The sequence below is a fragment of the Mesorhizobium sp. B4-1-3 genome (assembly GCF_006439355.1).
Taxonomy (GTDB): domain Bacteria; phylum Pseudomonadota; class Alphaproteobacteria; order Rhizobiales; family Rhizobiaceae; genus Mesorhizobium.
The window spans coordinates 101460-124877 of sequence record NZ_VFTG01000001.1; the positions used below are offsets into that span (position 1 = coordinate 101460).

At 64.4% G+C, this 23418-nt stretch carries 16 protein-coding genes and 1 pseudogene; 2 read left to right on the forward strand and 15 right to left on the reverse strand.

Going from position 1 to position 23418, the window contains the following annotated elements; all coding sequences use genetic code 11:
- Positions 1–41: 41 nt before the first annotated feature.
- The 7 genes and pseudogenes from FJW06_RS00485 to FJW06_RS00515 form a co-directional block, all read right to left on the reverse strand.
- Entirely contained in the window at positions 42–785 is a 744-nt protein-coding gene (locus FJW06_RS00485; protein ID WP_140746345.1) for a hypothetical protein, read from the reverse strand.
- Entirely contained in the window at positions 782–1654 is an 873-nt protein-coding gene (locus FJW06_RS00490) for a glycosyltransferase family A protein (protein ID WP_140746348.1), read from the reverse strand. The genes FJW06_RS00485 and FJW06_RS00490 overlap by 4 nt, the downstream gene beginning before the upstream one ends.
- Positions 1654–2589, reverse strand: coding sequence for a glycosyltransferase family 2 protein (locus FJW06_RS00495; RefSeq protein WP_140746351.1), 936 nt, complete (start codon positions 2587–2589; stop codon positions 1654–1656). The genes FJW06_RS00490 and FJW06_RS00495 overlap by 1 nt, the downstream gene beginning before the upstream one ends.
- A 105-nt stretch (positions 2590–2694) precedes the next feature.
- The gene (locus tag FJW06_RS00500; protein WP_140746354.1) at positions 2695–3579 is read right to left on the reverse strand and encodes a transglutaminase family protein; all 885 of its coding nucleotides are present in this window, start codon (positions 3577–3579) and stop codon (positions 2695–2697) included.
- Positions 3580–3702: 123 nt separating this feature from the next.
- The gene (locus FJW06_RS00505; RefSeq protein ID WP_140746357.1) at positions 3703–6114 is read right to left on the reverse strand and encodes a circularly permuted type 2 ATP-grasp protein; all 2412 of its coding nucleotides are present in this window, start codon (positions 6112–6114) and stop codon (positions 3703–3705) included.
- A 6-nt stretch (positions 6115–6120) separates the two neighbouring features.
- A pseudogene (locus FJW06_RS00510) lies at positions 6121–9470 on the reverse strand (transglutaminase family protein).
- A 102-nt stretch (positions 9471–9572) separates the two neighbouring features.
- On the reverse strand, positions 9573–10763 hold the full coding sequence (locus FJW06_RS00515) for an acyl-CoA dehydrogenase (protein ID WP_140746360.1): 1191 nt from the start codon (positions 10761–10763) through the stop codon (positions 9573–9575).
- Between the two features lie 104 nt (positions 10764–10867).
- Between FJW06_RS00515 and FJW06_RS00520 the strand changes: the two genes are divergently transcribed.
- On the forward strand, positions 10868–11779 hold the full coding sequence (locus tag FJW06_RS00520) for a LysR family transcriptional regulator (protein WP_140746363.1): 912 nt from the start codon (positions 10868–10870) through the stop codon (positions 11777–11779).
- Here the strand turns inward: FJW06_RS00520 and FJW06_RS00525 are convergent, their stop codons facing one another.
- The 8 genes from FJW06_RS00525 to FJW06_RS00560 form a co-directional block, all read right to left on the reverse strand.
- Entirely contained in the window at positions 11780–14098 is a 2319-nt protein-coding gene (locus FJW06_RS00525) for a Tex family protein (RefSeq protein ID WP_140746366.1), read from the reverse strand.
- Positions 14099–14219: 121 nt separating this feature from the next.
- Positions 14220–15398 carry a serine hydrolase gene (locus tag FJW06_RS00530; RefSeq protein ID WP_140746369.1) on the reverse strand — a complete coding sequence of 393 codons (1179 nt, stop codon included), beginning with the start codon at positions 15396–15398 and terminating at the stop codon, positions 14220–14222.
- A gap of 26 nt (positions 15399–15424) precedes the next feature.
- On the reverse strand, positions 15425–16621 hold the full coding sequence (locus tag FJW06_RS00535) for a serine hydrolase (protein WP_140746372.1): 1197 nt from the start codon (positions 16619–16621) through the stop codon (positions 15425–15427).
- Between the two features lie 124 nt (positions 16622–16745).
- Entirely contained in the window at positions 16746–17774 is a 1029-nt protein-coding gene (locus tag FJW06_RS00540) for an extracellular solute-binding protein (RefSeq protein WP_181178099.1), read from the reverse strand.
- Between the two features lie 45 nt (positions 17775–17819).
- Positions 17820–18632, reverse strand: a complete 813-nt coding sequence (locus FJW06_RS00545) for an ABC transporter permease (RefSeq protein ID WP_140746375.1) — start codon at positions 18630–18632, stop codon at positions 17820–17822.
- Positions 18625–19572, reverse strand: a complete 948-nt coding sequence (locus FJW06_RS00550) for an ABC transporter permease (RefSeq protein ID WP_140746378.1) — start codon at positions 19570–19572, stop codon at positions 18625–18627. The genes FJW06_RS00545 and FJW06_RS00550 overlap by 8 nt, the downstream gene beginning before the upstream one ends.
- Complete coding sequence (locus tag FJW06_RS00555) at positions 19572–20675, reverse strand: ABC transporter ATP-binding protein (RefSeq protein ID WP_140746381.1); 1104 nt, start codon at positions 20673–20675, stop codon at positions 19572–19574. Before FJW06_RS00555 ends, FJW06_RS00550 begins: the two co-directional genes overlap by 1 nt.
- A gap of 139 nt (positions 20676–20814) precedes the next feature.
- Positions 20815–22482: an amidohydrolase gene (locus FJW06_RS00560; RefSeq protein ID WP_140746384.1), complete on the reverse strand. Its 1668-nt coding sequence runs from the start codon at positions 22480–22482 to the stop codon at positions 20815–20817.
- Positions 22483–22629: 147 nt separating this feature from the next.
- Between FJW06_RS00560 and FJW06_RS00565 the strand changes: the two genes are divergently transcribed.
- A complete protein-coding gene (locus FJW06_RS00565; protein WP_246674486.1) occupies positions 22630–23388 on the forward strand; it encodes a TetR/AcrR family transcriptional regulator in 759 nt (252 codons plus the stop codon).
- Positions 23389–23418 lie beyond the last annotated feature (30 nt).

Genomic DNA, 23418 nt, shown 5'->3' on the forward strand with positions numbered 1-23418 from the left:
AGATAAAGCCGCGCGCCGAAGACTGGTTCCGAACACGGTTTTCAGTCCCGCCAGTGGGCGACGAGATCCGCCATCCAGAGCCCGCCGTCGTCGGCATGAGCGGGAAAGTACTCTCGCCCGGCCGGCACGGCCTCGAGGACCATTCCCCACTCGTCCGCCAGATAGTCGTAGCCGATCTGCTGCAGCCGGCGATCCGGATCGAGGCGATTGTAGAGATCGCGACGCGACGCGCGCCGCTTTGGCTCGATCATCTTCAAATGATAAAGATTGAGACCGCTGTCCTTCAGACTGAAGCCGATGTCGTCCGGAAACCAGGCGCCGTGCAACTCCTTCGATCGATAGCGGTCGGGGTGGTAGGCGGCAAAAAGCCGGTGCTGCATCTTCTCGCCCCAGGGGCCGTCCACCCTGTAGCTGGCCGGCGTGTACATCTCCCGGCAGCGGAATCCCCAGGCGATGCGCCTGGACCCGCTGGTCAGCCGGCCGATCCGGTCGGCGACGGCATTTTCCAGCCTTTCGTCGGGATCCATGGCCAGAACCCAATCGGCGCCCGCCTCATGCGCCGCGGCGATGAGCGCGCGCCGCCTCTGCGGCTCGCTGCTGAAAAGCCCTTCCGAGGCGCGGTCGTCATAGGCGATCCAGCCGTCGACGACAGGGGTGAGGTTGGCGATAAGGTCGGGGACGAGATGCTGATCGTAGCGATAGCTGAAGACAGCGACGATTTTGCGCCGCGACCAAAGCCATCGGCCGCGCCGCCGGCGCGGTGGCTTCATCTCGACGGTGATCATCGCTGGCCCTCCGTCCTGTCGCCATACCGGGCGCCCACCGATGCGCCCAGTGATTTGGTGAACAATGCCAGCCACACGATCGGCAGCGACAGCCTTGCGAAGGTCCTGTCCTTGCCGGACAACCCCTCCTTGATCAGCTTGCCGACATTGCGCCGGTCGCGGAACACCTTGCGGAACGGACGGATGGGTTTTCCGGTTTCGAGGGACCGGAGATAAGCGCCGTAGCGGCGCCCGCGGCGATACTGGTCGGCAAGCAAGCCGAGCAGGCGCGTCTCGTTGCGATGGATGGTCAGAACCCTCGGTTCCCAGACCGGCCGCAAAGCCTCCGGCAGCCTGGCCATGAATTCGGTATCTTCTCCGGTCGTCAGCCGCTCGTCGAACGCTCCATATCGATCGAACAGCGTCCTGTCGAACGAAACGCCGTAACACTGCGCCTTCCCGGCCGGAAGACCGGGCAGGCGTCGCATATAGGTAACGAGATGCGCAGCGCAGGCAACCAGATTGCGCGGATGGCTGTTGAGGACGGCACTCGCAACAGCCGCCTCGCCTTCCCGGTGACGCCGCAGCCTGGCTTCGGCCCATCCCGCACAGGCCAGGCAATCATCGGCGAGAAAGGCGACGAACGGAGCCTGCGTTGCGGCAATGCCGCGATTCCGCGCGGCGCCGGCAAACAGTCGCTCTTCGACATCGATCACTTTTACCTCGATGCCGCAGTCGGCAAGCAGTGCCTTGGCGCTGCCGCCGCCGGAATTCACCACCACGATCTCGAGGGGAACGTCCTGGTCGAGCACCGACCTTACCGCGGCCGCCAGTGAGGCGGGCGCCCGGAAACCAATCACCACGACCGCAAGATCCGTCCTACCGGCCATCAGGCGCGTTGCAGTTGGACGGCCGGCGCCGAGAACCGGCGCCTGAGCGCGATCTTCCACCGATAGCGCATGCAGCGCCAGGCATCCGCGCCCGCCCGTGGCGCGGCTTCGGCCACGCCGAGGAATCTTGCCGCCGTCTCGAAATCGCCGCGCGCATAGTGAACGCGCGCGATCTTCAAAGCCACGAGGCCTTCCCTGGTCTTGAGCGACCGCTCCGCGATGCCGCTGGACCGAAGCCGGCGCAGCGCCAGCCGCCATTCGAGAAAGCGCGCGGCAGGCCTGACGGTGAAACGATCGTCGGAGCGCTCCGCCGACACGAAATAGATGAAGATCGGTCGCGTCAGGACTGCAAGCGAGGCTTTGGCCATAAGGCGCGCCCAAAACAGCGTGTCCTCGTCATAGCCGAGCCCGGTCGGGAACCTCGTGTCGCCGACAAGCCGCCGCGACACCAGCGCGCTGCCGACGGCGATCGACCGTATCCGCCCTTCGAGATAGGCGCAGGCGTTGGCTGGTGCGCTTGCCGTGTAGCCGCCCGGCAGCTTGGTCGACCGTTCCTCGCCGTCGACCTGTCGGCAGTAGGCGCCGACCACCATGTCGGCGCCAGGATCCGCTACGGCCTTGGCCAGCAGCGCGCGCAGGCCGCCTTCCAGGTGAATGTCGTCGGCATCAATCAGATATATCCAGGGAAAACGAGCTTCCTCCAGTGCTCGATTCCTGGAACCACCGGCGTCACGACAGCTTGATTTGATGACGCGCAACGGCAAGGCAAGCCGCAACGCCGCCTCCGTAGCGACGGCCGCAGTGGCGTCGGACGATGAATCGTCGACCAGCAACACCTCGCCGATAGCTTCTCTTTCCGACACCAGCGAAGCGAGCGTCCGGACAATCGTCCGGGCCGCATCATGTGCCGGTATGATGACGCTTACCGCTTCCAAATCCGCCTCCGCGCCGCTACGTGATCCGAGAGCAGCCAAACCCCGATGCTCAAGATACCGGGGACACCTGTCCTTGAGAAGCGTCCGCGGGTGACCGGCTTGCTGTCACACCTTTTCGACCGCGACCGGAATGACGTCGACCGCCTGCTCGCCGACTTGGCCGCCTGTCGTCTTCAGCACGCCGACGATTGGCGCAACGTCGGAATAGTCGCGGCCGTAGCCGACGGTGATATGGTCGTTGCTCGCCCGCATGCCGTTGGTAGGGTCGAACTCCTGCCAGCCGGCATCGCGCCCGCACCAAGCCTTGACCCAGGCATGCATGGCATCCGCGCCTTCGAGCCGAGGCTTGCCCTTGGGTGGGATCGTGCGCAGGAAACCGCTGACATAGCCGGCCGGAATGCCAAGCCCACGCAGTCCGGCGATCATAATATGCGAGAAATCCTGGCAGACCCCGCGCTTCAGCGCAAAGGCGTCGCTGGCCCGCGTCTGCACCGTCGTCGCCTTGCCGTCATAGGTGAAATCGCGGTGGATGCGGTTGCAGAGATCGACCGCCGTGGCCACCGCCGAGCCGGCAAGGCTCTCTCGCGCATAGGCGGTGATCGCCGTATCGATGCAGACATGATCGCTGGCCGCAAGGAAATGATGCGGCGCGGACGGCGATAGCGACCGCACCAGGTCGAGTTCCGACTTCAGCCCGCCGATGTCGGGCGAGACATTGAGGCCTGGTTCGGGCCGTGAGACCGAAATGCGCGCGCTCATCCGGATGTCGAGCGTCTCATGCGCGTCGCGAAAGGCGATCGAGGTGACGTTGTTGCCGAAGAAATCGGAAAAATCGGCACGTTCGGCCGGCGGCGGCTGGAAGGACAATGAGGCGGCGATGACGCGCTGCACCCCGGCGATCGTCTGCGGCATCACGCGCACCTGATGCCGTCCGCCGCCCGCGGCGGCGGCATAGTCGTAATGCAGATGGAGTTTGATGTCGTAGAGCATTAAGGCAATTCCAGCAAAAGTGCGCAGCGGTTGGGCTCGGCGGCTTCGCCGTAGCCTTGCGTCCGGAATTGCGCAAAAACAAGAAGATAGAGCATTCGAAGCGATCCTTTTCGCTGGAAATGCTCAACCGAAGTAGGCTCGAGCGAGGCTGTTGTAGAGATATCCGATCTGGCCGGCGAGGTCGTCGAGCAATTCGGCGCTCATGTCGGACGGCTCCATGACGGCGATTGCCGTGTTGAGCTGCAGGATTTCCTTGGCGGCGGGCGACATATGCCCCTCGCCGCCGATCGAAGGCAGCATGCCGATCTCGGCCTTCAGCCGCTCGAGCTGGAACAGGATGGAGCGCGGATTGAGCGGGTCGAGCGCGAGCAGGTCGATCACCGTGCGCCGCCCGGCCTGCACCGGATATTGCCGGCGATGGGTCATGACGCTGTCGCCGATCTCCAGCATCATGTCGAGCGCGCCATCGGGCGCGCCTGCCTTTGTCAGCCGGGCGAGCGTGCGGGCAGTCTGGATGCCGCGCTCCAGCCTGCGGCCGATCTCCAGAAAACGCCACCCGGTGAAGCGATACATGTTCTCGTGCAGCAGACCGGAAAAGCCGGCGAGCTTGCGCAGCATCACCGTCATTGCCCGTGTCGCGTCGTCGCCCGGCGCGACCGTCTCGGCGAATTTGTGGATGGTCTTCGACAGATCCTTCAGCGCCAGCCAGCCATCGGGCGAGAAACGGTCGCGGATCTGGCCGGCGCTGTAGACCGCGCTGTCCAAAGTGCCGATCAGTCCCGGTGGTATCGCCGTTTCGATCTCGATGCCGAACGGCTCCAGATAGTCCCTGATGTCGGCAAGCAGCGGCATATCCGGATCGGATGTCTCGGCAAGCCGCACGTGATAGGCGCGCAGCACGCGCACCGTGTCTTCCGAGCGCTCGATATAGCGCCCGAGCCAAGTCAGGTTCTCCGCCGCGCGGCTGGGCAAGCTGCCCGGCATGGTGCGGGTGAAGCCCTCATGCTCCTGCGGCAGCAGCGTCTCGCGCTCGACCGGCCGGTCGCTGACCACCCAGACATCCGCCGCCTGGCCGCCGCGCTGCATGGCGATCGCCGTCGGATCGAGCGAGAAGCCGACGCGGGCGAAGCCGCCGGGCATCACCGCCCAGCCTTCCGGCGTGCGCGCCAGATAGACGCGCAGGCTGGCGGGCCGAGGCTCGAGCAAGCCGCCGACGAACACCGGCGTGGTCGACAGCGTCACCGCTTCCTGGCCGACGAAACCCTCGCCGTCCGCCTCGATGCGACCGACGAGCTCGGCCCGCTCGCCGGCCGAAAGAGACAATCCCAGCCGGGTCGCGCCATCGTCTTCGAAGGCAAGCCGGGTCGAGAGCGCCGGACCGACCACCATGCGGTCGATGTTGGCAAGCACATGCGCGCGCTCGGCCTCCTGCCCGCACCACCAGGTGGCGATGCTCGGCAGCTTGAGATCGTCGCCTTGCAATTCCCGCGCGATCCTGGGCAGGAACGACAGCAAGGCCCGTGTCTCGATCAGGCCGGAGCCAAGCGCGTTGACCGCCGAGACCGTGCCGCGCCTAATTGCCTCGGCCAGGCCCGGCGTGCCGATTTGCGAGTCCGGCCTCAACTCCAGCGGATCGGCGAAGGCGGCGTCAAGCCGCCGCCACAAGACGCCGATCGGCATAAGGCCGGAAACCGTGCGCACCATCAGCCTGCCGCCGGAAACGGTCAGGTCCTCGCCCTCGAGCAGCATGATGCCGAGATAGCGGGCGATATAGGCGTGCTCGTAATAGGTTTCATTGAGCGGCCCCGGCGTCAGGATGGCGACACGGCCGCCGGACTCCTTGGCCATTCCGTTCAGAGCATCGCGGAAACGGCGAAAGAAGCCGGCGAGCCGAGGCACATGCATCTCGCCATAGATGTCCGATAGCGCGCGCGTGGTGGCGACGCGGTTCTCCAGCGCGAAGCCGGCGCCGGACGGCGCCTGGGCGCGGTCGCCCAGCACCCACCAGCGTCCGTCCGGGCCACGGCCGAGCTCGAAGGCGACCATGTGCAGGAAATGCCCGCTGGCCGGCCTGGCGCCGGCGATGGGGCGCAGATATTCCGGGCTCGCCGCAATCAGCCCAGCAGGCAAAATCCCTTTCTCGATCAGCCGGCCCGGGCCATAGATGTCGGCCAGGAGCGCTTCAAACAGGTCGGCGCGCTGGGTGAGCCCCGCGCTGATCTCGGCCCATTCCTTCTCGTCGATCAGCAGCGGAACATGCGCGAGCGGCCATTCCCGCTCATTGGCGCCGGCTTGCTCATAGACGCGGTAATAGACGCCGGCGTCGCGCAGATACTGGTCGGCACGAGCAAAGCGCTGCCCCAGCCGCTCCGCCCCCAGATCGTCGAGCGCGTCGATGAAGGAGCGCCAGACCGGACGCGGGTTGCCCGACGCGTCGATCATCTCGTCGGCGACGCCTTCGATCGGCCGGTAGCGTTCCAGCAGGCCCCGCGCCCGCGGCCTGCCGCCCGCCCGTCTCTGATTCCCCTTGGCCATTTTCGATCAGAATCTCGCCGGCCGCCTGAGGTCAAGGGTCATAGGAAACTCTTCAGGGGCTTCTTCGTCATGCAGCACATAGCCGCCCGGCGTGTGGCCGCGCGGTTCGAACCGGGCAAGCCGCCGCGCCTCGGCCTCGTTGCCGTTGACCGGGAAGGTGTCGTAGTTGCGGCCGCCGGGATGCGCGACATGGTAGACGCAGCCGCCGACCGAGCGACCCGACCAGCGATCGTAGATGTCGAAGACCAGCGGCGTGTTGACCGGCAGGGCCGGATGCAGGCCGGAGGCTGGTTGCCAGGCCTTGAAGCGCACGCCCGCCACCGCGACCTCGCGATTGTCGGTAACCTTCATCGGCACGATGCGGCCATTGCAGACGATGGCGTGACGCTCCGGATTGAGGCCCTCGGTTCGCACCTGCAGTCGCTCGACCGAGGAGTCCACAAACCGGACCGTGCCGCCGATGGCGCCCTGCTCGCCCATCACATGCCATGGCTCCAGCGCTTGCCTCAATTCCAGCTTGACGCCGGCTTGGCTAACCTCTCCGCAGAAGGGGAAACGGAATTCGAGCTGTGCAGCGAACCACTCGGGGCGGAAGTCGAAGCCGTTGAGCTTCAGGTCCTCAAGCACGTCCAGGAAATCCGCCCAGACATAATGCGGCAGCATGAAGCGGTCGTGCAGCGACGTGCCCCGGCGCACGAAGCGCCCCTCGAGCGGATTCATCCAGGCGCGCGCGATGATCGCGCGGACCAGCAATTGCTGGGCGAGCGACATCCGCGCATTGGGCGGCATCTCGAAACCGCGGAATTCGACGAGCCCAAGCCGGCCGGTCGGACCGTCCGGCGAGAACAATTTGTCGATGCAGATTTCCGAACGATGCGTGTTGCCAGTCACATCGGTCAGGAGATTGCGGAACAGCCGGTCAACCAGCCAGGGCAAGGGTGTCTCGCCCTTGTTGGGTTGCGGCACCTGCGCCAGCGTGATCTCCAGCTCGTAAAGGGAATCGTGCCGCGCCTCGTCGATGCGCGGCGCCTGGCTGGTGGGGCCGATGAAAAGGCCCGAAAACAGGTAGGACAGCGACGGATGCCGCTGCCAGTGCAGCACCAGGCTCTTCAACAGATCGGGCCGGCGCAGGAACGGGCTGTCATTGGGCGTCGCGCCGCCGACCACGACATGGTTGCCACCGCCGGTGCCGGTGTGGCGGCCGTCGATCATGAATTTGTCGGTGCCTAGCCGCGATTGCCGCGCCTCCTCATAAATCGCGCTCGTCGTCGCGACGCATTCCCGCCAATTGGAGGCCGGATGGACGTTGACCTCGACGACGCCTGGATCCGGCGCCACGCGGACGACGTTGAGGCGCGGATCGTGCGGCGGCGCATAGCCCTCGACATGCACCGGCAGGCCGATCGCCTTGGCGGCATTCTCCGCCGCCGCCACCAGTTCGAGATAATCCTCCAGCGCCTCGACCGGCGGCATGAACACGCAAAGCCGGCCGTCGCGCGGCTCGACGGTGAGCGCGGTCCGCACCGCGCCGCCGATCTCGGTCAGTCGCTGCTCGACGCGGTCCTGCTTGGCGGTGGCGGCGGTGAAGGAGGCCTCAGGCTGCTGACGCGCCATTTCGTCCGCGCCGCCGGCCGGAGCTTCCGGCAGGATTTCGGCGCGCGCCGGCAGCGGGCCACGTGGCACTGAGGGGTCGACCGGCACGATATAAGGGAACTGCGCTGGCGGAACATGGGGCAACGTGCCGAGCGGCAGACGGTATCCAACCGGAGAATCGCCGGGCACCAGGAACAGGCGCCCGCGCCTGGTCTTCCATTTCTCCGAGCGCCAGCGATTGCCGGCGGCCTGGCTGTCCAGCGCTGCACCGGCAGCACGTAGCCCGACGGCTTGGTCAGCCCGCGCTCGAAGACGCGCGCCATGCGGCTGCGCTCTTCCGGGTCTTCCAGCTTCGAATTGGAAGGATCGACATTGTCGGGCAGCTTGCCTTCCTTGAGCAGCCACTCGCCCGGATCCTCGTAGGCCTCGCTCACCATCGCCTTGTCGATGCCGAGCTCGCCGGCGACCGCCTTGAGCAGGCTTTCGGCCTGTTCGGGCCCGACCGCGGCATTACCGTTTTCCCTCGCGATCAGCGACGGATCGCGCCAGACCGGCTCGCCATCGATCCGCCAGTAGAGCGAGAAGGTCCAGCGCGGCAGGCTCTCGCCCGGATACCACTTGCCCTGGCCGTAATGCAGAAAACCGCCTGGCGCGAAGCGCTCGCGCAACCGGCGGATCAACTCATCCGCCTTGTCGCGCTTGGCCGGGCCGACGGCTGCCGTATTCCATTCGGCGGACTCAAAATCGTCGATCGACACGAATGTCGGCTCGCCGCCCATGGTGAGCCGCACGTCCCCATCCCTCAGCGCCGCGTCGACTTTTTCGCCCAGTCGATCGAGCGCCTCCCAGCTTTCGTCCGAGAACGGCTTGGTGATGCGCGGATGCTCGGCAATCCGGTCGACGCGCATATCGAAGTTGAAATCGACATTGGCGAAGCTCGCCGTGCCGGAGATCGGCGCGGCGTTGCGGAAATGCGGCGTCGCGGCGAGCGGCACGTGGCTTTCGCCGGTGAGCAGGCCCGAGGTCGGGTCGAAGCCGATCCAGCCGGCGCCGGGAATATAGACCTCGCACCAGGCATGCAGGTCGGTGAAGTCGATAGCGGTTCCGGGCGGTCCGTCGAGCGAGACGAGATCCGGCTTGAGCTGGATCAGGTAGCCGGAAACGAAGCGCGCCGCGATGCGGAGATTGCGCAGGATCTGCACTAGGAGCCAGCTCGAATCCCGGCACGAACCTTTGCCTGCGGCGAGTGTCTCTTCGGGCGAATAGACGCCGGTATCCATGCGCACGATGTAGGCGATCTCGCGCCGCAGCCTTGCATTGAGGTCGACCAGGAAATTGACGGTGTTCGCCGGGCTGCGGTCGATACTTGCCAGGAAGTTCGACAATAGCGGCCCGGCCGGCTCCGGCGCGCGGTAGATGGCGAGGTCTTCCCTGATCTCTTCCGGGTAGTCGAACGGGAAGGTCTCGGCGCTCTCCTCGACGAAGAAGTCGAACGGATTATAGACCGTCATGTCGGCGACGAGGTCGACCTCGATTTTCAGTTCCGTCACCGGCTCCGGAAAAACGAAGCGGGCAAGGAAATTGCCGTAGGGATCCTGCTGCAGATTAACGAAGTGGTTTGCCGGCTCGACCTTCAGCGAATGGCTGAGCACCTTGGTGCGCGAATGCGGCGCCGGCTGCAGCCTGATCACCTGGGGACCAAGCACCACCGGCCGGTCATACTTGTAGTGGGTCAGGTGATGGACGGCCGCCAGAATTGCCATGGTGCCCCGGAGAATGGCGTGTACCGCCAGACCCTGACACAAGTCCTGGGCATTCTCCAAGCAGAGATGTTGCGCTGCACCTAATTTAAGCAGCCTTGCCGCCTAGAAGAACGCCTGCAGCCCCGTCTGCGCCCTTCCGAGGATCAGCGCATGCACGTCATGCGTGCCTTCATAGGTGTTGACCGTCTCCAGGTTCTGCGCATGGCGCATGACATGGTAGCCGATCTGGATGCCGTTGCCGCCATGCATGTCGCGGGCCTGGCGGGCGATATCGAGCGCCTTGCCGCAATTGTTGCGCTTGACGATCGAGATCATCTCCGGCGCCATCTTGCCTTCGTCCATCAGCCGGCCGACGCGCAACGAGCCCTGCAGTCCGAGCGCGATCTCGGTCTGCATGTCGGCGAGCTTCTTCTGGAACAGCTGCGTGCCGGCAAGCGGCTTGCCGAACTGCTTCCTGTCGAGGCCGTATTGCCGCGCCCGGTGCCAGCAATCCTCGGCCGCGCCCATGGCGCCCCAGGAGATGCCGTAACGCGCGCGGTTGAGGCAGCCGAACGGGCCTTTCAGGCCCGAGACATTGGGCAGCAGCGCGTCCTCGCCGACCTCGACGCCTTCCATCACCACTTCGCCGGTGATCGAGGCGCGGAGGCTGAGCTTGCCGCCGATTTTCGGCGCCGAAAGCCCCTTCATGCCCTTTTCCAGCACGAAGCCGCGGATCTGGTTGTCATGCGCTGCCGACTTCGCCCAGACGACGAAGACGTCGGCGATCGGCGCGTTCGAGATCCACATCTTGGAGCCGGAGAGCTTGTAGCCGTTCGCCGTCTTCTCGGCGCGCGTCTTCATGCCGCCCGGATCGGAGCCGGCATCCGGCTCGGTCAGGCCGAAGCAGCCGATCCACTCGCCCGAAGCGAGCTTCGGCAGGTATTTTTTGCGCTGCGCTTCCGAGCCATAGGCGTGGATCGGATACATCACCAGCGAGGACTGCACGCTCATCATCGAGCGGTAGCCGGAATCGATGCGCTCGACTTCCCGAGCCACCAGGCCATAGGTCACATATCCGGCGCCGAGCCCGCCATATTCTTCCGGAATGGTGATACCGAGCAGGCCCGCCTCGCCCATTTCCCGGAAGATCGACGGGTCGGTCTTCTCGTCGGCATAGGCTTCCTCGATGCGCGGCGCGAGCTTGTCGGCGGCGAAGGCGGCCGCGCCGTCGCGCACCATGCGCTCATCCTCGGAAAGCTGGTCCTCGATCAGGAAAGGATCGTTCCACACGAAGGCATTCTTCTCGGCGGCCATGGCCCGCTCTCCCGGCATATTTTGAGGTGCCCGGCTTATCGGCCTCCGCAGGGAAAAAATCAAACGAAATTGCATCGCAGATCAATGACCGTTAGTAATGGATCATGAGCGTCCAGCGTCGTCTTCTGCCGAACACCGCCGCCCTTGCGGCCTTCGAAGCGGTGGCGCGCCTCGGCTCCTTCACCGCCGCCGCGCGCGAGCTCGATCTGACCCAGGGCGCCATAAGTCGGCAGATCAGCCTGCTTGAGGAACAGTTCGGCCAGCGGCTATTCGAACGCGACAGCCGCAATGTCCGGCTGTCGGCGGCCGGCGAGATTTACGCCGAAGCGGTGCGCTCGGCGCTTGGCCAGTTGCGCGACGCAGCCCTTGGATTGATGAGCAATAGGCATAGCGGCGTGCTCAACCTTGCCATCCTGCCGACCTTCGGCACGCGCTGGCTGATGCCGCTGATCCCGGATTTCGTCGCCCGCCACCCGGACGTCACCATCAATTTCGCCACCCGCGTTGGCCGCTTCGACTTCGCCCGCGAACGGCTCGATGCCGCCATCCATCACGGCATGCCCGACTGGCCGGACGCGGACTGCACGCTTTTGATGCGCGAGACAGTGATGCCGGTGGTTTCGCCCGAATTCCTCGCCGCCCGCGCCATCGTCGCGGCATCCGATATCAGTCGTCTGCCGTTGCTGCATATGGCGACCCGCCCCGGCGCCTGGAGCGAATGGTTCGAGCATCAGGGGCTCGAGGCGCCGACCGGCCCAGGCATGCAGTTCGAGCAATTCGGCACGGTCGCGCAGGCCTGCATGGCGGGCCTCGGCGTGGCGCTGCTGCCGGAAATCCTGATTGCCGGCGAATTGCGGCGCGGCCAGCTGGTGCCGGCGCCCGGCGAACCGATGCAAAGCCGAAGCGCCTATTATCTGGTCGTGCCACACGACAAACGAAGCCATCCGCCCGTCGCCAGCTTTCGCGACTGGCTGCTGGGCCAGATCGGCAAGGAGCCGTCCGTCCTGGCCTGGTAGCTACTTCCGCTTCATCGCCTCGGCCAAAGCCGCGCCGAACGCACCTTGCGACGGCCGCTCCGGCTGGCGCTGCGGCGCCGGCGAGCGCGACGCCGGCTTGCCGCCGTAATCGCGCTGGCCGCCGCGAGGCGCCCCGCCCTCGCCGCCATCCTTGCGCATCGACAAGCCTATGCGCTTGCGTTTGATGTCGACGTCGACGACCCGCACCTTCACCACGTCGCCGGCCTTCACCACCTCATGCGCATCCTTGATGAAGCGGTCGGCAAGCTGCGAGACATGCACCAGACCGTCCTGGTGCACGCCGATGTCGACGAAGGCGCCAAAGGCCGCGACATTGGTGACGGTGCCTTCGAGCAGCATGCCTGGCTTCAGATCCTTGATGTCGTCGACGCCTTCCGCGAAGGTCGCCGTCTTGAAGCCGGGGCGCGGGTCGCGTCCTGGCTTTTCCAGCTCCGAAATGATGTCGCGAACCGTCGGCAGGCCGAAACGCTCGTCGACGAAGACGCGCGGGTCAAGCGCCTTCAGCGCGGCGCTGTCGCCCATCAGCGCGCGCACGTCGCGGCCGCAAGCGGCGACGATTTTCTTCGCCACGCCATAGGCTTCCGGATGCACTGATGACGCATCGAGCGGCTCTGTCCCGTTCGGGATGCGCAGGAAGCCGGCGCTTTGCTCGAACGCGCGCGGCCCGAGCCGCGCCACCTTGAGCAGGTCCTTGCGGCTGGCAAACGGCCCGGCCGCATCGCGATGCGCGACGATCGCCTCGGCGAGCGACGGCCCCAGTCCCGACACGCGCGCCAAAAGCGGCGCCGAGGCCGTGTTGAGATCGACACCGACCGCGTTCACCGCATCCTCGACCACCGCTTCGAGCGAACGGCCGAGCCGGTACTGATCGACATCGTGCTGGTACTGGCCGACACCGATCGACTTCGGCTCGATCTTGACCAGCTCGGCCAGCGGATCCTGCAGCCGCCTGGCGATCGACACCGCCCCGCGCAGCGAGACATCGAGGTCCGGGAACTCGGCCGCCGCCGTCGCAGACGCCGAATAGACCGAGGCGCCCGCCTCGCTGACGATAACCTTGAGCGGCTTCGGCCCGGCGCCGGCCGGCAGGTCCGACAGCATGTCGGCCACCAGTTTCTCGGTCTCGCGGCTGCCGGTGCCGTTGCCGATCGAGATCAGCTCGACCTTATGCTGGCGGATGAGCGCCGCGAGTTCCGCCTGCGTGCCGCGCACGTCGTTCTTCGGCGGAAACGGATAGACGGTCGTCGTCGCCACCAGCTTGCCGGTACCATCGACCACAGCGACTTTGACGCCGGTGCGGATGCCGGGGTCTAGCCCCATGGTCGGCCTGGAACCGGCGGGCGCGGCCAACAGCAGGTCCTTCAGGTTGCGGGCAAAGACGTGGATCGCCTCTTCCTCAGCACGCTCGCGAAGATCGCGCATCAGGTCGAGCGTCAGATGCAGCGACAATTTGATCCGCCACGTCCAGCCCACCACCTCCATCAGCCATTTATCGCCGGGCAGCGTCGCACCAATCACATAAGCATTGGCGATCATGCGCTCCACCGGCTTCACCGGCGACTGATCGTCGGCATCCACCTCGATATCGAGCGACAGCACCTCTTCGTTGCGGCCGCGCAGCATGGCCAAGGCACGGTGGCTTGGCACGCCTGACCAGCGCTCGACATGGTCGAAATAGTCGGAGAATTTTGCGCCGGCCTCCTGCTTGCCGTCGACGGCTTTTGACCGCAGGAAGGCGCGTTCCTTCATATAGGCGCGCAGCTTGCCGATCAGGTCGGCATTCTCCGCGAACTGCTCCGACAGGATATCGCGCGCGCCTTCGAGCGCCGCCTTGGCATCCGCCACCTCTTCCGTGACATAGGCGAGAGCAAGTTCGGCCGGAACTTTCGAGCGATCGGCCAGGATCGCCTCGGCGAGCGGCCCAAGCCCGCGCTCCTTGGCGATCTCCGCCTTGGTGCGCCGCTTCGGCTTGTAGGGAAGGTAGATATCCTCGAGTTCCGCCTTTGTGGCGGCCGCCGCGATCTTGGCTTCCAACTCCTCGGTCAGCTTGCCCTGCTCGCGGATGGAGCTGACGATCGTCTCGCGCCGCGCATCGAGCTCGCGCAGATAGGCGAGCCGCTCGGAAAGGTCGCGCAACTGCGTGTCGTCGAGCCCGCCGGTGACCTCCTTGCGGTAACGCGCCACGAAAGGCACCGTCGCCCCCTCGTCCAGCAGCCCGATCGCCGCCACGGCCTGTTCCGGCCGCGCGCCGATCTCGGCCGCGATGATTGCTGCGATGCGCTTGATGTCCGATGCCATGCTGGTCCCTGCAGAAAAGAGCGGCGACCATAGGCCGGGAGAACCGCTACGCCAACCGCAACGGTTTCATCATGCGTCGAAGGTCCACAGAAAACAGCCCTTGGAACCGGCGCCAGCTAGCTCAGACCATGCCGCTCAGCGCCTCGAAGAACGCCACGAGGTCCCCATCCAGCTTGTCGTCCACCGGCTCCGGCTGCGACGACATCTTGGCGATGACCACTTCCGCCTTCGGATTGACGTAGAGCCACTGGCCGTGAATGCCGATGCCGCAGAAGGCGCCGCTGACGTGGCCGGTCTGGTACCATTTGTTGCGGTAGCGTCCCTTCGGAAACAAAAATACCATCGTGCCGCGCTGCCAGGCTTCATGGCTGCCGCCGGCGGCGACCGTGTCGTGCACCCAGGCTTCCGGAACGATGCGGCGGCCGTTCGCCGTGCCGCCCTGCCGCATCATTTCGCCGATGCGGGCAAGGTCGCGCGGCGTCATGGACATGCCGCCGGCCGTGCGCGCCGTGCCTTCCATGTCGACCGTCACCGACATGTCGCTCGCGGCGCCTAGCGGTAACCACAGTTTTTCGCGGAGCAATTCGCTGACGCGCATGCCCGACGCCCGCTCGACCAGGATGCCGAGCACGTCGGAATTGGGCGAGCGGTAGCGGTAGGTCTGGCCATGCGGCTCGGCGAGCCGCTGGATCGTCATCAGGAAGGCCGTGAGGCTCTCCGAGCCGCCGCCGGGATTCCACAGCGTCGAGCGGCGGTAGCGGGCGAAGGCGCTTTCCGGATCGAGATAGGCTTCCTCGAAATCGAGGCTGACCGTCATGTCGAGCACGTTGCGCACGCTCGCATCGCCATAGGCCGAGCCCTTGGCCTCGGGGATGTATTTCGTTACCGGGGCGTTGGGATCGAACACGCCTTCGCCTTCCAGTATGCCCGCGAGGATCGCCGTCACCGACTTGCTGATCGAAAATATGATGTGGCGGGAGCCGAACGGCATATGCGGCGCCGACCAGTCGCCGACAAGCTTGCCGGCCTTCAGGATCGTCAGCCCGTCCGTGTCGGAACGCTTCAGGAAACCCTCGACGGTCTCACTGCCGCCAGCGAACGAAACCTTCTCGTCGAGCAACGCGCCGAGCGATTTCGCCTGGCTCTCGCCGCCGGGCGCCGCCGCGACATGCGCGCTCGGCACCAGTTCGCCGACATTCTGGAACGACCATCGGTTGAACGGCGAAAGCCGCCAGGTTTCGAGCCACACATCCTTGCGGGCAAAGCCGTATCTGGCCTCGAAGGCGCTCTTGCCGGTCACGACATTCTCCGAATCTGTTTGCGGTTTCAGGCCAGCGCGGCGGCGATGGCATGCACCGCCTTCTGCGTCGCCACTGAATAGGCCAAGTTGAGGAAATCCGGATAGGTCGAAAGCTTCACCACGACCATCCTGTGCTCCCAGCTCATATGGATCAATTGGCCGAACACGCCGCGGCACATTAGCGAGCGTGAGCGAGAATCCTCGATCCAGAACTGGTTGCGGTAGCTGCCGTCCGGAAGGCTCGGGCTGAAATTCGGCCCATGCTTGCCGCTGCGCGTCGCCTCGATCCAGTCGGCCGGGATCACGCCGCCGCCATTGTCGAGGATCAGTTGCCCGAAGCGGCCATAGTCGCGCAGCGTCGCGTTGAAGCCGCCATCGGCCAGCGCATAGCCGGCGCTGTCTACGGTGAAGCAGGCGCTCTCGTCGGCGCCGAGCTTTTGCCAGAGCTCTTCCGAGACGAGCTGCGCCAGGCGCTTGCCGCTCACCCGCTCCATGATGAAGGCGAGTACGTCGGTCTCGATCGAACGGTATTCAAAGGCCTCGCCATGCGGGCGCACTTGGTCCTTCAGCCGCAGGATCAGCTCGAACAGGTGCGAGGGCCACGCAAAATCCGGATCGCTGCCTGGCGGGATCGGCTTCCAGCCGGTCGCGACATCGACTTGGCCGATCTCGGAATAGCGGTCGGTGTATTCCTCGGAAAAGCGCACGCCCGTCGTCATGTCGAGCACGTGCTGGACCGTGGCGCCGGCCCAGCCGGTCTCGCCGAGCTCCGGCAGGTAATCCGTCACCTGTCTGCCCGGATCGATCAGGCCGCGCCCGACCAGTATGCCGCACACCGATCCGGTCACCGATTTCGCCATCGACTGCGACAGATGCAGCGTGCGCTCGTCCATGCCGTTGAAATAGCGCTCATACGCAACCTTGCCGTTCTTCAGCACCAGGAAGCCGTCGGCATAGGTTTCGTCGAGCAAGCCGGCGAGCGTCGTCGGCTCACCGGTGCTGTCGACCACCGGCAGATCGTCGAGATCGACCTCCGCGCGCTCGAGGCGATGGCGGTGGCCGTTGCCGCGCCACACTTCGACCGTCGGCAGGAATTCGCGGATATGCTGGAAGGCCCAGCGATTCCATGGCGGCCTGTCCCAATCGAGCTTCGGCGGTACCAGCTTCGGCGGCGAGCCCTGCATGATCGGCGGCCGCGGATCGGAATTGCGATAGGACGACAAGATTTCCTCCCCGATGCATGCTGCTCAAAAGTGCGTGAGCGGTTTTTCGCAGAATGCATGCACAGAAACAGTCACAAGAAAGGGAGGCCGGAGCCTCCCCTCCTTTCATGCGTTTGCGCGAAGATTACTTGCGCAGATTGGTCCAGATTTTGTTGTAGATCTCCACCACTTCCGGCGGACAGGGCGGCACAAATTCGGGGGTAGGCGAACCCGCGGGCGGAGTGATCTCAGGCGAGTTGGCGAACTCCGGCGACAGGAACTTGTGGCTGCCCGCGATGCCGTTGTCATAGCCCGCGAATTCCGAGATCAGCGCCGCGTTTTCCGGAGCCATGATGAAGTCCTGGAACAGCTTGGCGTTCTCGAGATTTTTGGCGCCCTTCAGCACCGCGACATTGTCCATCCAGCCTTCAACGCCTTCCTTCGGATAGGCATATTTGATCGCCGGGATCTTCTGGCGCGAGCGATAGGCCGCGCCGTCCCACTGTTCGGTCACGATCACGTCACCGGAAGTGATCTTGGTGATGGTGTCGTAGCTGAAGGTCTTCCACGACGGCTTGGCGGCCATCAGGATGTCGTTGACCTTTTTCAGATTGGCCTTGTCGGCGCCGCACCGCGGCACGCCGGCATAGCGCTCGGCCGCATGCATGACGGTGTTGACGTCATCCAGCATGTTGATCTGGCCCTTCAACGCGTCCGGCGGGTCGAACAGGATCGCCAGCGTGTCGATGTTGCCTTTGAACTTGTCCATATTGACCGCGAACGTCGTCGTGCCGAACTGCCAGGGCACGGTGTAATGGCGGCCGTCGTCCCAATAGACGTTGAGGAAACGCGGATCGATGTTCTTGCCGTTCGGCATCGCATTGGGCTCGGTCTTCTCAAGCAGGCCCTCCTCGATCATGATCTTCACGGTGTAGTCGGACGGCACCACAATGTCATAGCCGGAATTGCCGGCGCGCACCTTGGACAGCATGGTTTCATTGGAATCGTAATCGTCCAGCGTCACCTTGATGTTGTACTGCTTCTCGAATTTGTCGATCAGCTTTGGGTTCGTATAGTCACCCCAATTGTAGATGTGCAGTTCACCGTCGGCGAGCGCCGGCACTGCCCACAGCAGAACGGCCGCGGAAACGGCCGCCATCAGTTTTCCAGACATTTCATATTCTCCTTGCCTTCCCATTGTTGTGTTGGAGCTCTCAAGTCATTTTGCGCGTCGCCGCGCGATCAGGAACGAGACCGAGACGAACAGGATCGACACCAGAAGCAGGATCGTGGAGATGGCGTTGATCTCCGGCGTCATCGGCCGCCGGATCTGGTTCCAGATATAGAGAGGCAGTGTCGTCTGGCCTGGGCCGGCGACGAGCTGCGTTATGGTGAAATCGTCGAAGGAGACGATGAAGGCCAGCGCCGCGCCCGACATGATGCCGGGGACCAAGAGCGGCAGAGTGATGCGCTTGAAGGCATTCCATGGCGTCGCGTAGAGATCGGCCGCCGCATATTCCAGTGTCAGGTCCATATCCTCGAGCCGTGCCCTGATCGGCATATAGGCGAAAGGGATGCAGAATACGGTGTGGGCGAGGATCAGATTGCCGATGCCAAAGTTCAGTCCGAACACGCCGGCGATCAGCGCGAAGAAGGAGAGCGTCGCCACCGCCGTGATGATCTCCGGCACCATCAGCGGCAGGTTGATGACCATGAAGGCCGCGGCGAGCCCTCGCCACGGCTTCACGCGCGTCATGCCGATCGCGGCAAGCGTCGCGCAGATGGTCGAAACGATCGTCGCGGTCACCGAGATGATCAGCGTGTTCTTCGCCGCGCTGTGGAACTCCTCGTTGAGGAATGCGCTGCCGTACCATTTGAGCGTGACGCCTTCCCAATGCGTGACCAGCGAGCCGCTGTTGAACGAGAAGATCATCAGGATCAGCACCGGTATATAGAGCACCAGCAGGCAGATGACCGCGATCGAGCGGAAGCCCGGCTGGTCCTTGATGTCCATGACACGGGGCTCAGCCATGCTGCACCTTCCCCGACGTGTTGCGGACATAGAAGAACAGCGCCACCAGCACCGCCGCCATCAGGATCAGCGCCTGCGCGCAGCCGAGCGGCCAGTTGCGGCCCGAACCGAATTGCTGCGCGATGAGGTCGCCGATCATCAGGTGCACGCCGCCGCCCAGGATCAGCGGCGTCACATAGGCGCCGAGCGCCGGGATGAAGACGAGCAGGCAGCCGGCGATGATGCCGGGCTTGGACAGCGGGATGATCACCCGCCACAGCACCTGCCGGCGCGTCGCGTAAAGATCGTAAGCTGCCTCGACCAGGCGGAAGTCGAGCTTTTCCAGGCTCGAATAGAGCGGCAGCACCATGAACGGCAGGAAGGCGTAGAGCAGGCCGAGTTGGATGGCGAAGTTGGTATAGAGCATTGTGATCGGCTTATCGATCACGCCGAGCGCAAGGAGCGCGTCGTTTATCAGCCCCTCGTCGCGGATGATGAACATGATCGCCAGCGTGCGGACCAGGAGGTTCGACCAGAACGGAATGGTGATCAGAAGCACCCACCAGTTGCGCTGCGCCGGCGGCCGCGTCGCCATGAAATAGGCGGTGGGGAAACCGAGCAGCAGGCAGATGATCGTCGTCACCACCGCGAACAGGAAGGAGCGTAGATAGATGATCAGGAAATCCGGCGTGAACTGCAGCGTGTCGTCGAAGATGTCGCGCTGGAACAGGAAGTTGAAATAGGCGTCGGTCGAGAACTGCCACTGCACGCCGCCATAGGGCGCGGCGACGAGGAATGAATAGACGCAGATGATGATCAGTGGCAGCACGCCGAAAACGCCGATGATGATCAGCGCCGGCAGCGAAAGCAGCCGGTTGCGCCGCGCACTGGTTTTCACCGCCTGGGCTTCGAACAAAGCGGCCTTGGAAAGCGTGGTCGGGGAGAGCGTGGCCGTTGTCATCAGTCTTTCAGGACGCGGGCGGCGTCCTCCTCGAACTGGACGCCGACTTTGATGCCGGTCTCGTAGGTCACCGCGCTCGAACGGCTGTTCTGGTGACGCACGATGAAATTCTCGCCGCCGCCGTCGAGCTTGACGTGGTAATGCGTGTCGGTGCCGAAATAGACGATGTTGGAGAGCGTGCCGGTGATCGTGCCCTTGGCCGGATCGGGAACCAGATCGGCATGCTCGGGACGCACCACCAGCGTCACCTCGCCGGTCGGATCGAAGCCTTCCGGATAGCCGGCGCTGATCGTGGCGCTGCTGGCGAACTTGACCGTCGCCACGCCGGCCTGTTTCGACACCACCGTGCCGGGCAGGAAATTCGTTTCACCGATGAAATCGGCGACGAAGCGTTCGGCCGGCCGGTCGTAGATGTCGCGCGGCGTGCCGACCTGCAGGATCTTGCCGGCCGACATCACCGCGATGCGGTCGGACATGGTCAGCGCTTCCTCCTGGTCGTGGGTGACGAAGATGAAGGTGATGCCGGTCTCGTTCTGCAGCCGCTTCAACTCGATCTGCATTTCCTTGCGCAGCTTGTAGTCCAGCGCCGACAACGGTTCGTCGAGCAGGAGCACCTTCGGCTGCGGCGCCAGCGCCCGGGCCAGTGCCACGCGCTGCTGCTGGCCGCCCGAAATCTGGCTGGTGCGTCGCGCCTTGAGCGCTTCCATCTTGACCAGCTTCAGCATCTGCGCGACGCGCGCCTCGATCTCGTCTTTCGGCTTGCCGAGCATCTCCAGTCCGAAGCCGATGTTCTGCGCCACCGTCATGTGCGGGAAGAGCGCATAGCTCTGGAAGACAGTGTTGACCGGGCGTTTGTAGGGTGGCAGCGGCGCAATGTCCTGGCCGTGCAGCAATATCTCTCCGGCGGTTGGGAAATCGAAGCCGGCAATCAACCTCAGCAGCGTCGTCTTTCCGCATCCGGACGGGCCGAGCAAAGTGAAAAACTCGTTCTCGCGGATCGACACCGAAACGGTGTCGAGAGCGGCTACCTGATTTTCGCCGGTACCAAAGACCTTGCGAACACCGCGAACTTCGATCGCGTTCTTACCCGGTTGTTCCGGCACGATTACCCCATTGAGAGCGCCTGCTCTTGTCGGCAGGTGTGTTCCTGTTTGATTGTCACCACAAGCTGGTCGGCTTGGCAACTGCGCAGCAGTGACTCGATCCGAGTCCCCGTTCAATTAAGCAATTCCTATGCCATCGTTAGGCTTGGTAGGTGATCCTCCCCCCACAGATGGTGGTCACCGGATGCACGGTGTGCAACGCTTCGGGCGCGGTCGCCTCGATATCTGCCGACAAGACGACGATGTCGGCGAGATACCCGGTTTTCAGGCGACCCTTGCGATGCTCGTTGAACTCCGCGTAAGCGCCCTCGACCGTATAGCCCTCGATCGCTTCCCGCAATGAGAAGCTCTGGTCCGGCATGCCTTCTGCCCAAGGTTTGCGCATCACTGCCGTCTGGATCGACAGGATCGGATCGACCGGCGAAACCGGCCAGTCGGACGCGAACACCACGCGCGCGCCGGCGTTCTTCAACGTGCGCCAGGCATAGCTCAACGGCCACTTGTCGCGGCCGATGCGCGAGATCGTCGGCTCCATCGGGAAGTTCAGCGCGCCCGGCGGATGCGCCGGCTGCATCGAGGCGAGCACGCCGAGCTCGGCGAAGCGCGGTACGTCGGAGGCCGTGATCACCTCGATATGCTCGATGCGGTGCCGGCTGTCGCGCCGGCCGTTCTTCCTCAGCGCCGCCTGGTAGCCGTCGAGCACCGCCCGCACGGCGCCGTCGCCGATCGAATGCACGGCGATCTGCAGCCCGCGCCTGTCGGCCTCGACCGCCACCTCGGCGAAATGCTCGGGTGAAAACAGCGGCTCGCCGCGCCATCCCGGCCGGTCGTCATAGTCGTCGACCATCACCGCCGTCCAGGAATCCAGAACGCCGTCATAGAAAACCTTGACCATGCCGGATGTCAGCCATTCGGAATTGTAGGTCGCGGCCATTCGCGAAGCTTTTTCCAGCATGTCCAGCTTCATGAAGTTCTTGAAGTGGAATGGGATCTTGGTGCGGCAGAGCAGCCGCCCCTCTTTCTCCAGACCGGCCAGCAGCTCGAGCTGATAGAGATTGCCGTCCATGTTCTGGATCGAGGTGATGCCGTGCTTGGCGCACCATTCAAGACCGCGGTGCATCAGGTCGCGATCGGCTGCCAGTTCCTTCGCCGAAGGATAAGGATCGGGCTCCGCGCCCTCCAGGCCAAGCCGTGTCCGGTTCGCTCCGTAATAGTCGAGAAGCGGCCCGAAGGCCTCGCCTTCGCGCAGCTCGCCGGCGGCGAGCCCGTCGGCGCCCATGACGATCTCGTTGCCTTGTCCGACCTCCCTGCCGTTGAGCAGCCCGGCCTCTTCCAGCGCCTTGGTGTTCGCCCACATCGTGTGATGGTCCGAAGCCGACATCGCGAAGGGACGGTCGGGAATGATACGGTCGAGATCGTGGCGCGTCACCGGCTCCGGCAGGATGGCGTAGTCGACCCCGGCGCCGATCAGCAGCCTGGCGTCTGGGCGCTTGGCCGCAAAATCCTGGATCGCGTCGCGCAGCGCGTCGAAGCCGTGCACGCCCGCCAGATGCAGGTTGTCGAGCTCGGCCGCGCCGCCGAACAGATGCATATGCGCTTCGATGAAGCCCGGCAGAACGGAGCCGCCCTGCGCATCGACGATCTTTGTCGTCGGACCTTTGAGCTCCTCGATGGAAGCGCGGCTGCCGATGGCGATAATGGCGCCGTCCTTGACGGCGACAGCTTCAGCGGCGGGATTGTCGTCGTCCATGGTCAGCACACGGCCGTTGACGACCACCAGATCCGCACCACCACCCGCAACCGACATCGCGACTCCACATTTTGCTGAAGAACCGACAGCGCCAAGGTCCAACGAGCTGCCGCTCCATCGGGCAGCGCCATGGGACAAAAGTCGGTGCCGGTGCGCCGTCTTCGAAATTCCCCTTGTTATCATTGAAGACAGCGTGGATAAAGAATGCGACTGTTTAGTCGCGTTTGTCAACAGCCGGAATTTGCAATGCATAGTGGACTGCACCGCGCGCCGATGGTGGGGTCGAGCGGGGAACGGGGGCAACGAGCAGTGAAGCGCAGTCTCGGCCGCAAGACCAAAATAGCGCTCGAACCGCGCAAGCAGCCGCGGCAGCAACGGTCAAGCAAGGTGGTCGACAGGATTCTCGACGCGGCCCTGATCCTGACGCGGGAGCAGGGAACCAGGACGCCGACGACGCTCGCCATCGCGCAGCGCGCGGGCCTGTCGGTCGGTTCGGTTTATCAGTACTTTCCCAACAAGGAAGCCATTCTTCTGGATCTCGCCCGGCGCTGGCTGTCGTCTTTTCCTCAGGTGATCCAGAAGCGTATCCACGCCCCCCGGCCAACCAACCGTGACGAGTTTCGGCGTGAAGTGCGCAAGCTCTTCATCGACACGTCAAGGCTCTATCTGGACAACGTCACGTTGATGCCGGTGATCGAGGCCATATCCGGCAACGCCGATCTGAGGCCGATCCAGGACGAATACGACAAAGAGATCATCGCCCTCTATGCTGCCTGGCTGCAGCATGTGAACCCGGCCCTTGAGGAAAGGACCGCCAAGCGATTGGGCCTGGTGATGATGGAGGTCGGGCACGCCTGCAGGCTTGTCGGACTGAAGCGGGATCGCAAGACATTCGACCTCATCGAGGACGATGTGGAAGCCATGTGGCTAGCTCTCGTAAACCCCTATCTCAACCTCGACTGATTTCGCATTTCCAACTGATCTCGCACTCCA

Coding starts and splice junctions, on each gene's coding strand:
- FJW06_RS00485 (WP_140746345.1), bottom strand. CDS start 785: ATGATCACCGTCGAGATGAAGCCACCGCGCCGGCGGCGCGGCCGATGG.
- FJW06_RS00490 (WP_140746348.1), bottom strand. CDS start 1,654: ATGGCCGGTAGGACGGATCTTGCGGTCGTGGTGATTGGTTTCCGGGCG.
- FJW06_RS00500 (WP_140746354.1), bottom strand. CDS start 3,579: ATGCTCTACGACATCAAACTCCATCTGCATTACGACTATGCCGCCGCC.
- FJW06_RS00505 (WP_140746357.1), bottom strand. CDS start 6,114: ATGGCCAAGGGGAATCAGAGACGGGCGGGCGGCAGGCCGCGGGCGCGG.
- FJW06_RS00515 (WP_140746360.1), bottom strand. CDS start 10,763: ATGGCCGCCGAGAAGAATGCCTTCGTGTGGAACGATCCTTTCCTGATC.
- FJW06_RS00520 (WP_140746363.1), top strand. CDS start 10,868: ATGAGCGTCCAGCGTCGTCTTCTGCCGAACACCGCCGCCCTTGCGGCC.
- FJW06_RS00525 (WP_140746366.1), bottom strand. CDS start 14,098: ATGGCATCGGACATCAAGCGCATCGCAGCAATCATCGCGGCCGAGATC.
- FJW06_RS00540 (WP_181178099.1), bottom strand. CDS start 17,774: ATGTCTGGAAAACTGATGGCGGCCGTTTCCGCGGCCGTTCTGCTGTGG.
- FJW06_RS00545 (WP_140746375.1), bottom strand. CDS start 18,632: ATGGCTGAGCCCCGTGTCATGGACATCAAGGACCAGCCGGGCTTCCGC.
- FJW06_RS00550 (WP_140746378.1), bottom strand. CDS start 19,572: ATGACAACGGCCACGCTCTCCCCGACCACGCTTTCCAAGGCCGCTTTG.
- FJW06_RS00560 (WP_140746384.1), bottom strand. CDS start 22,482: ATGTCGGTTGCGGGTGGTGGTGCGGATCTGGTGGTCGTCAACGGCCGT.
- FJW06_RS00565 (WP_246674486.1), top strand. CDS start 22,630: ATGCGACTGTTTAGTCGCGTTTGTCAACAGCCGGAATTTGCAATGCAT.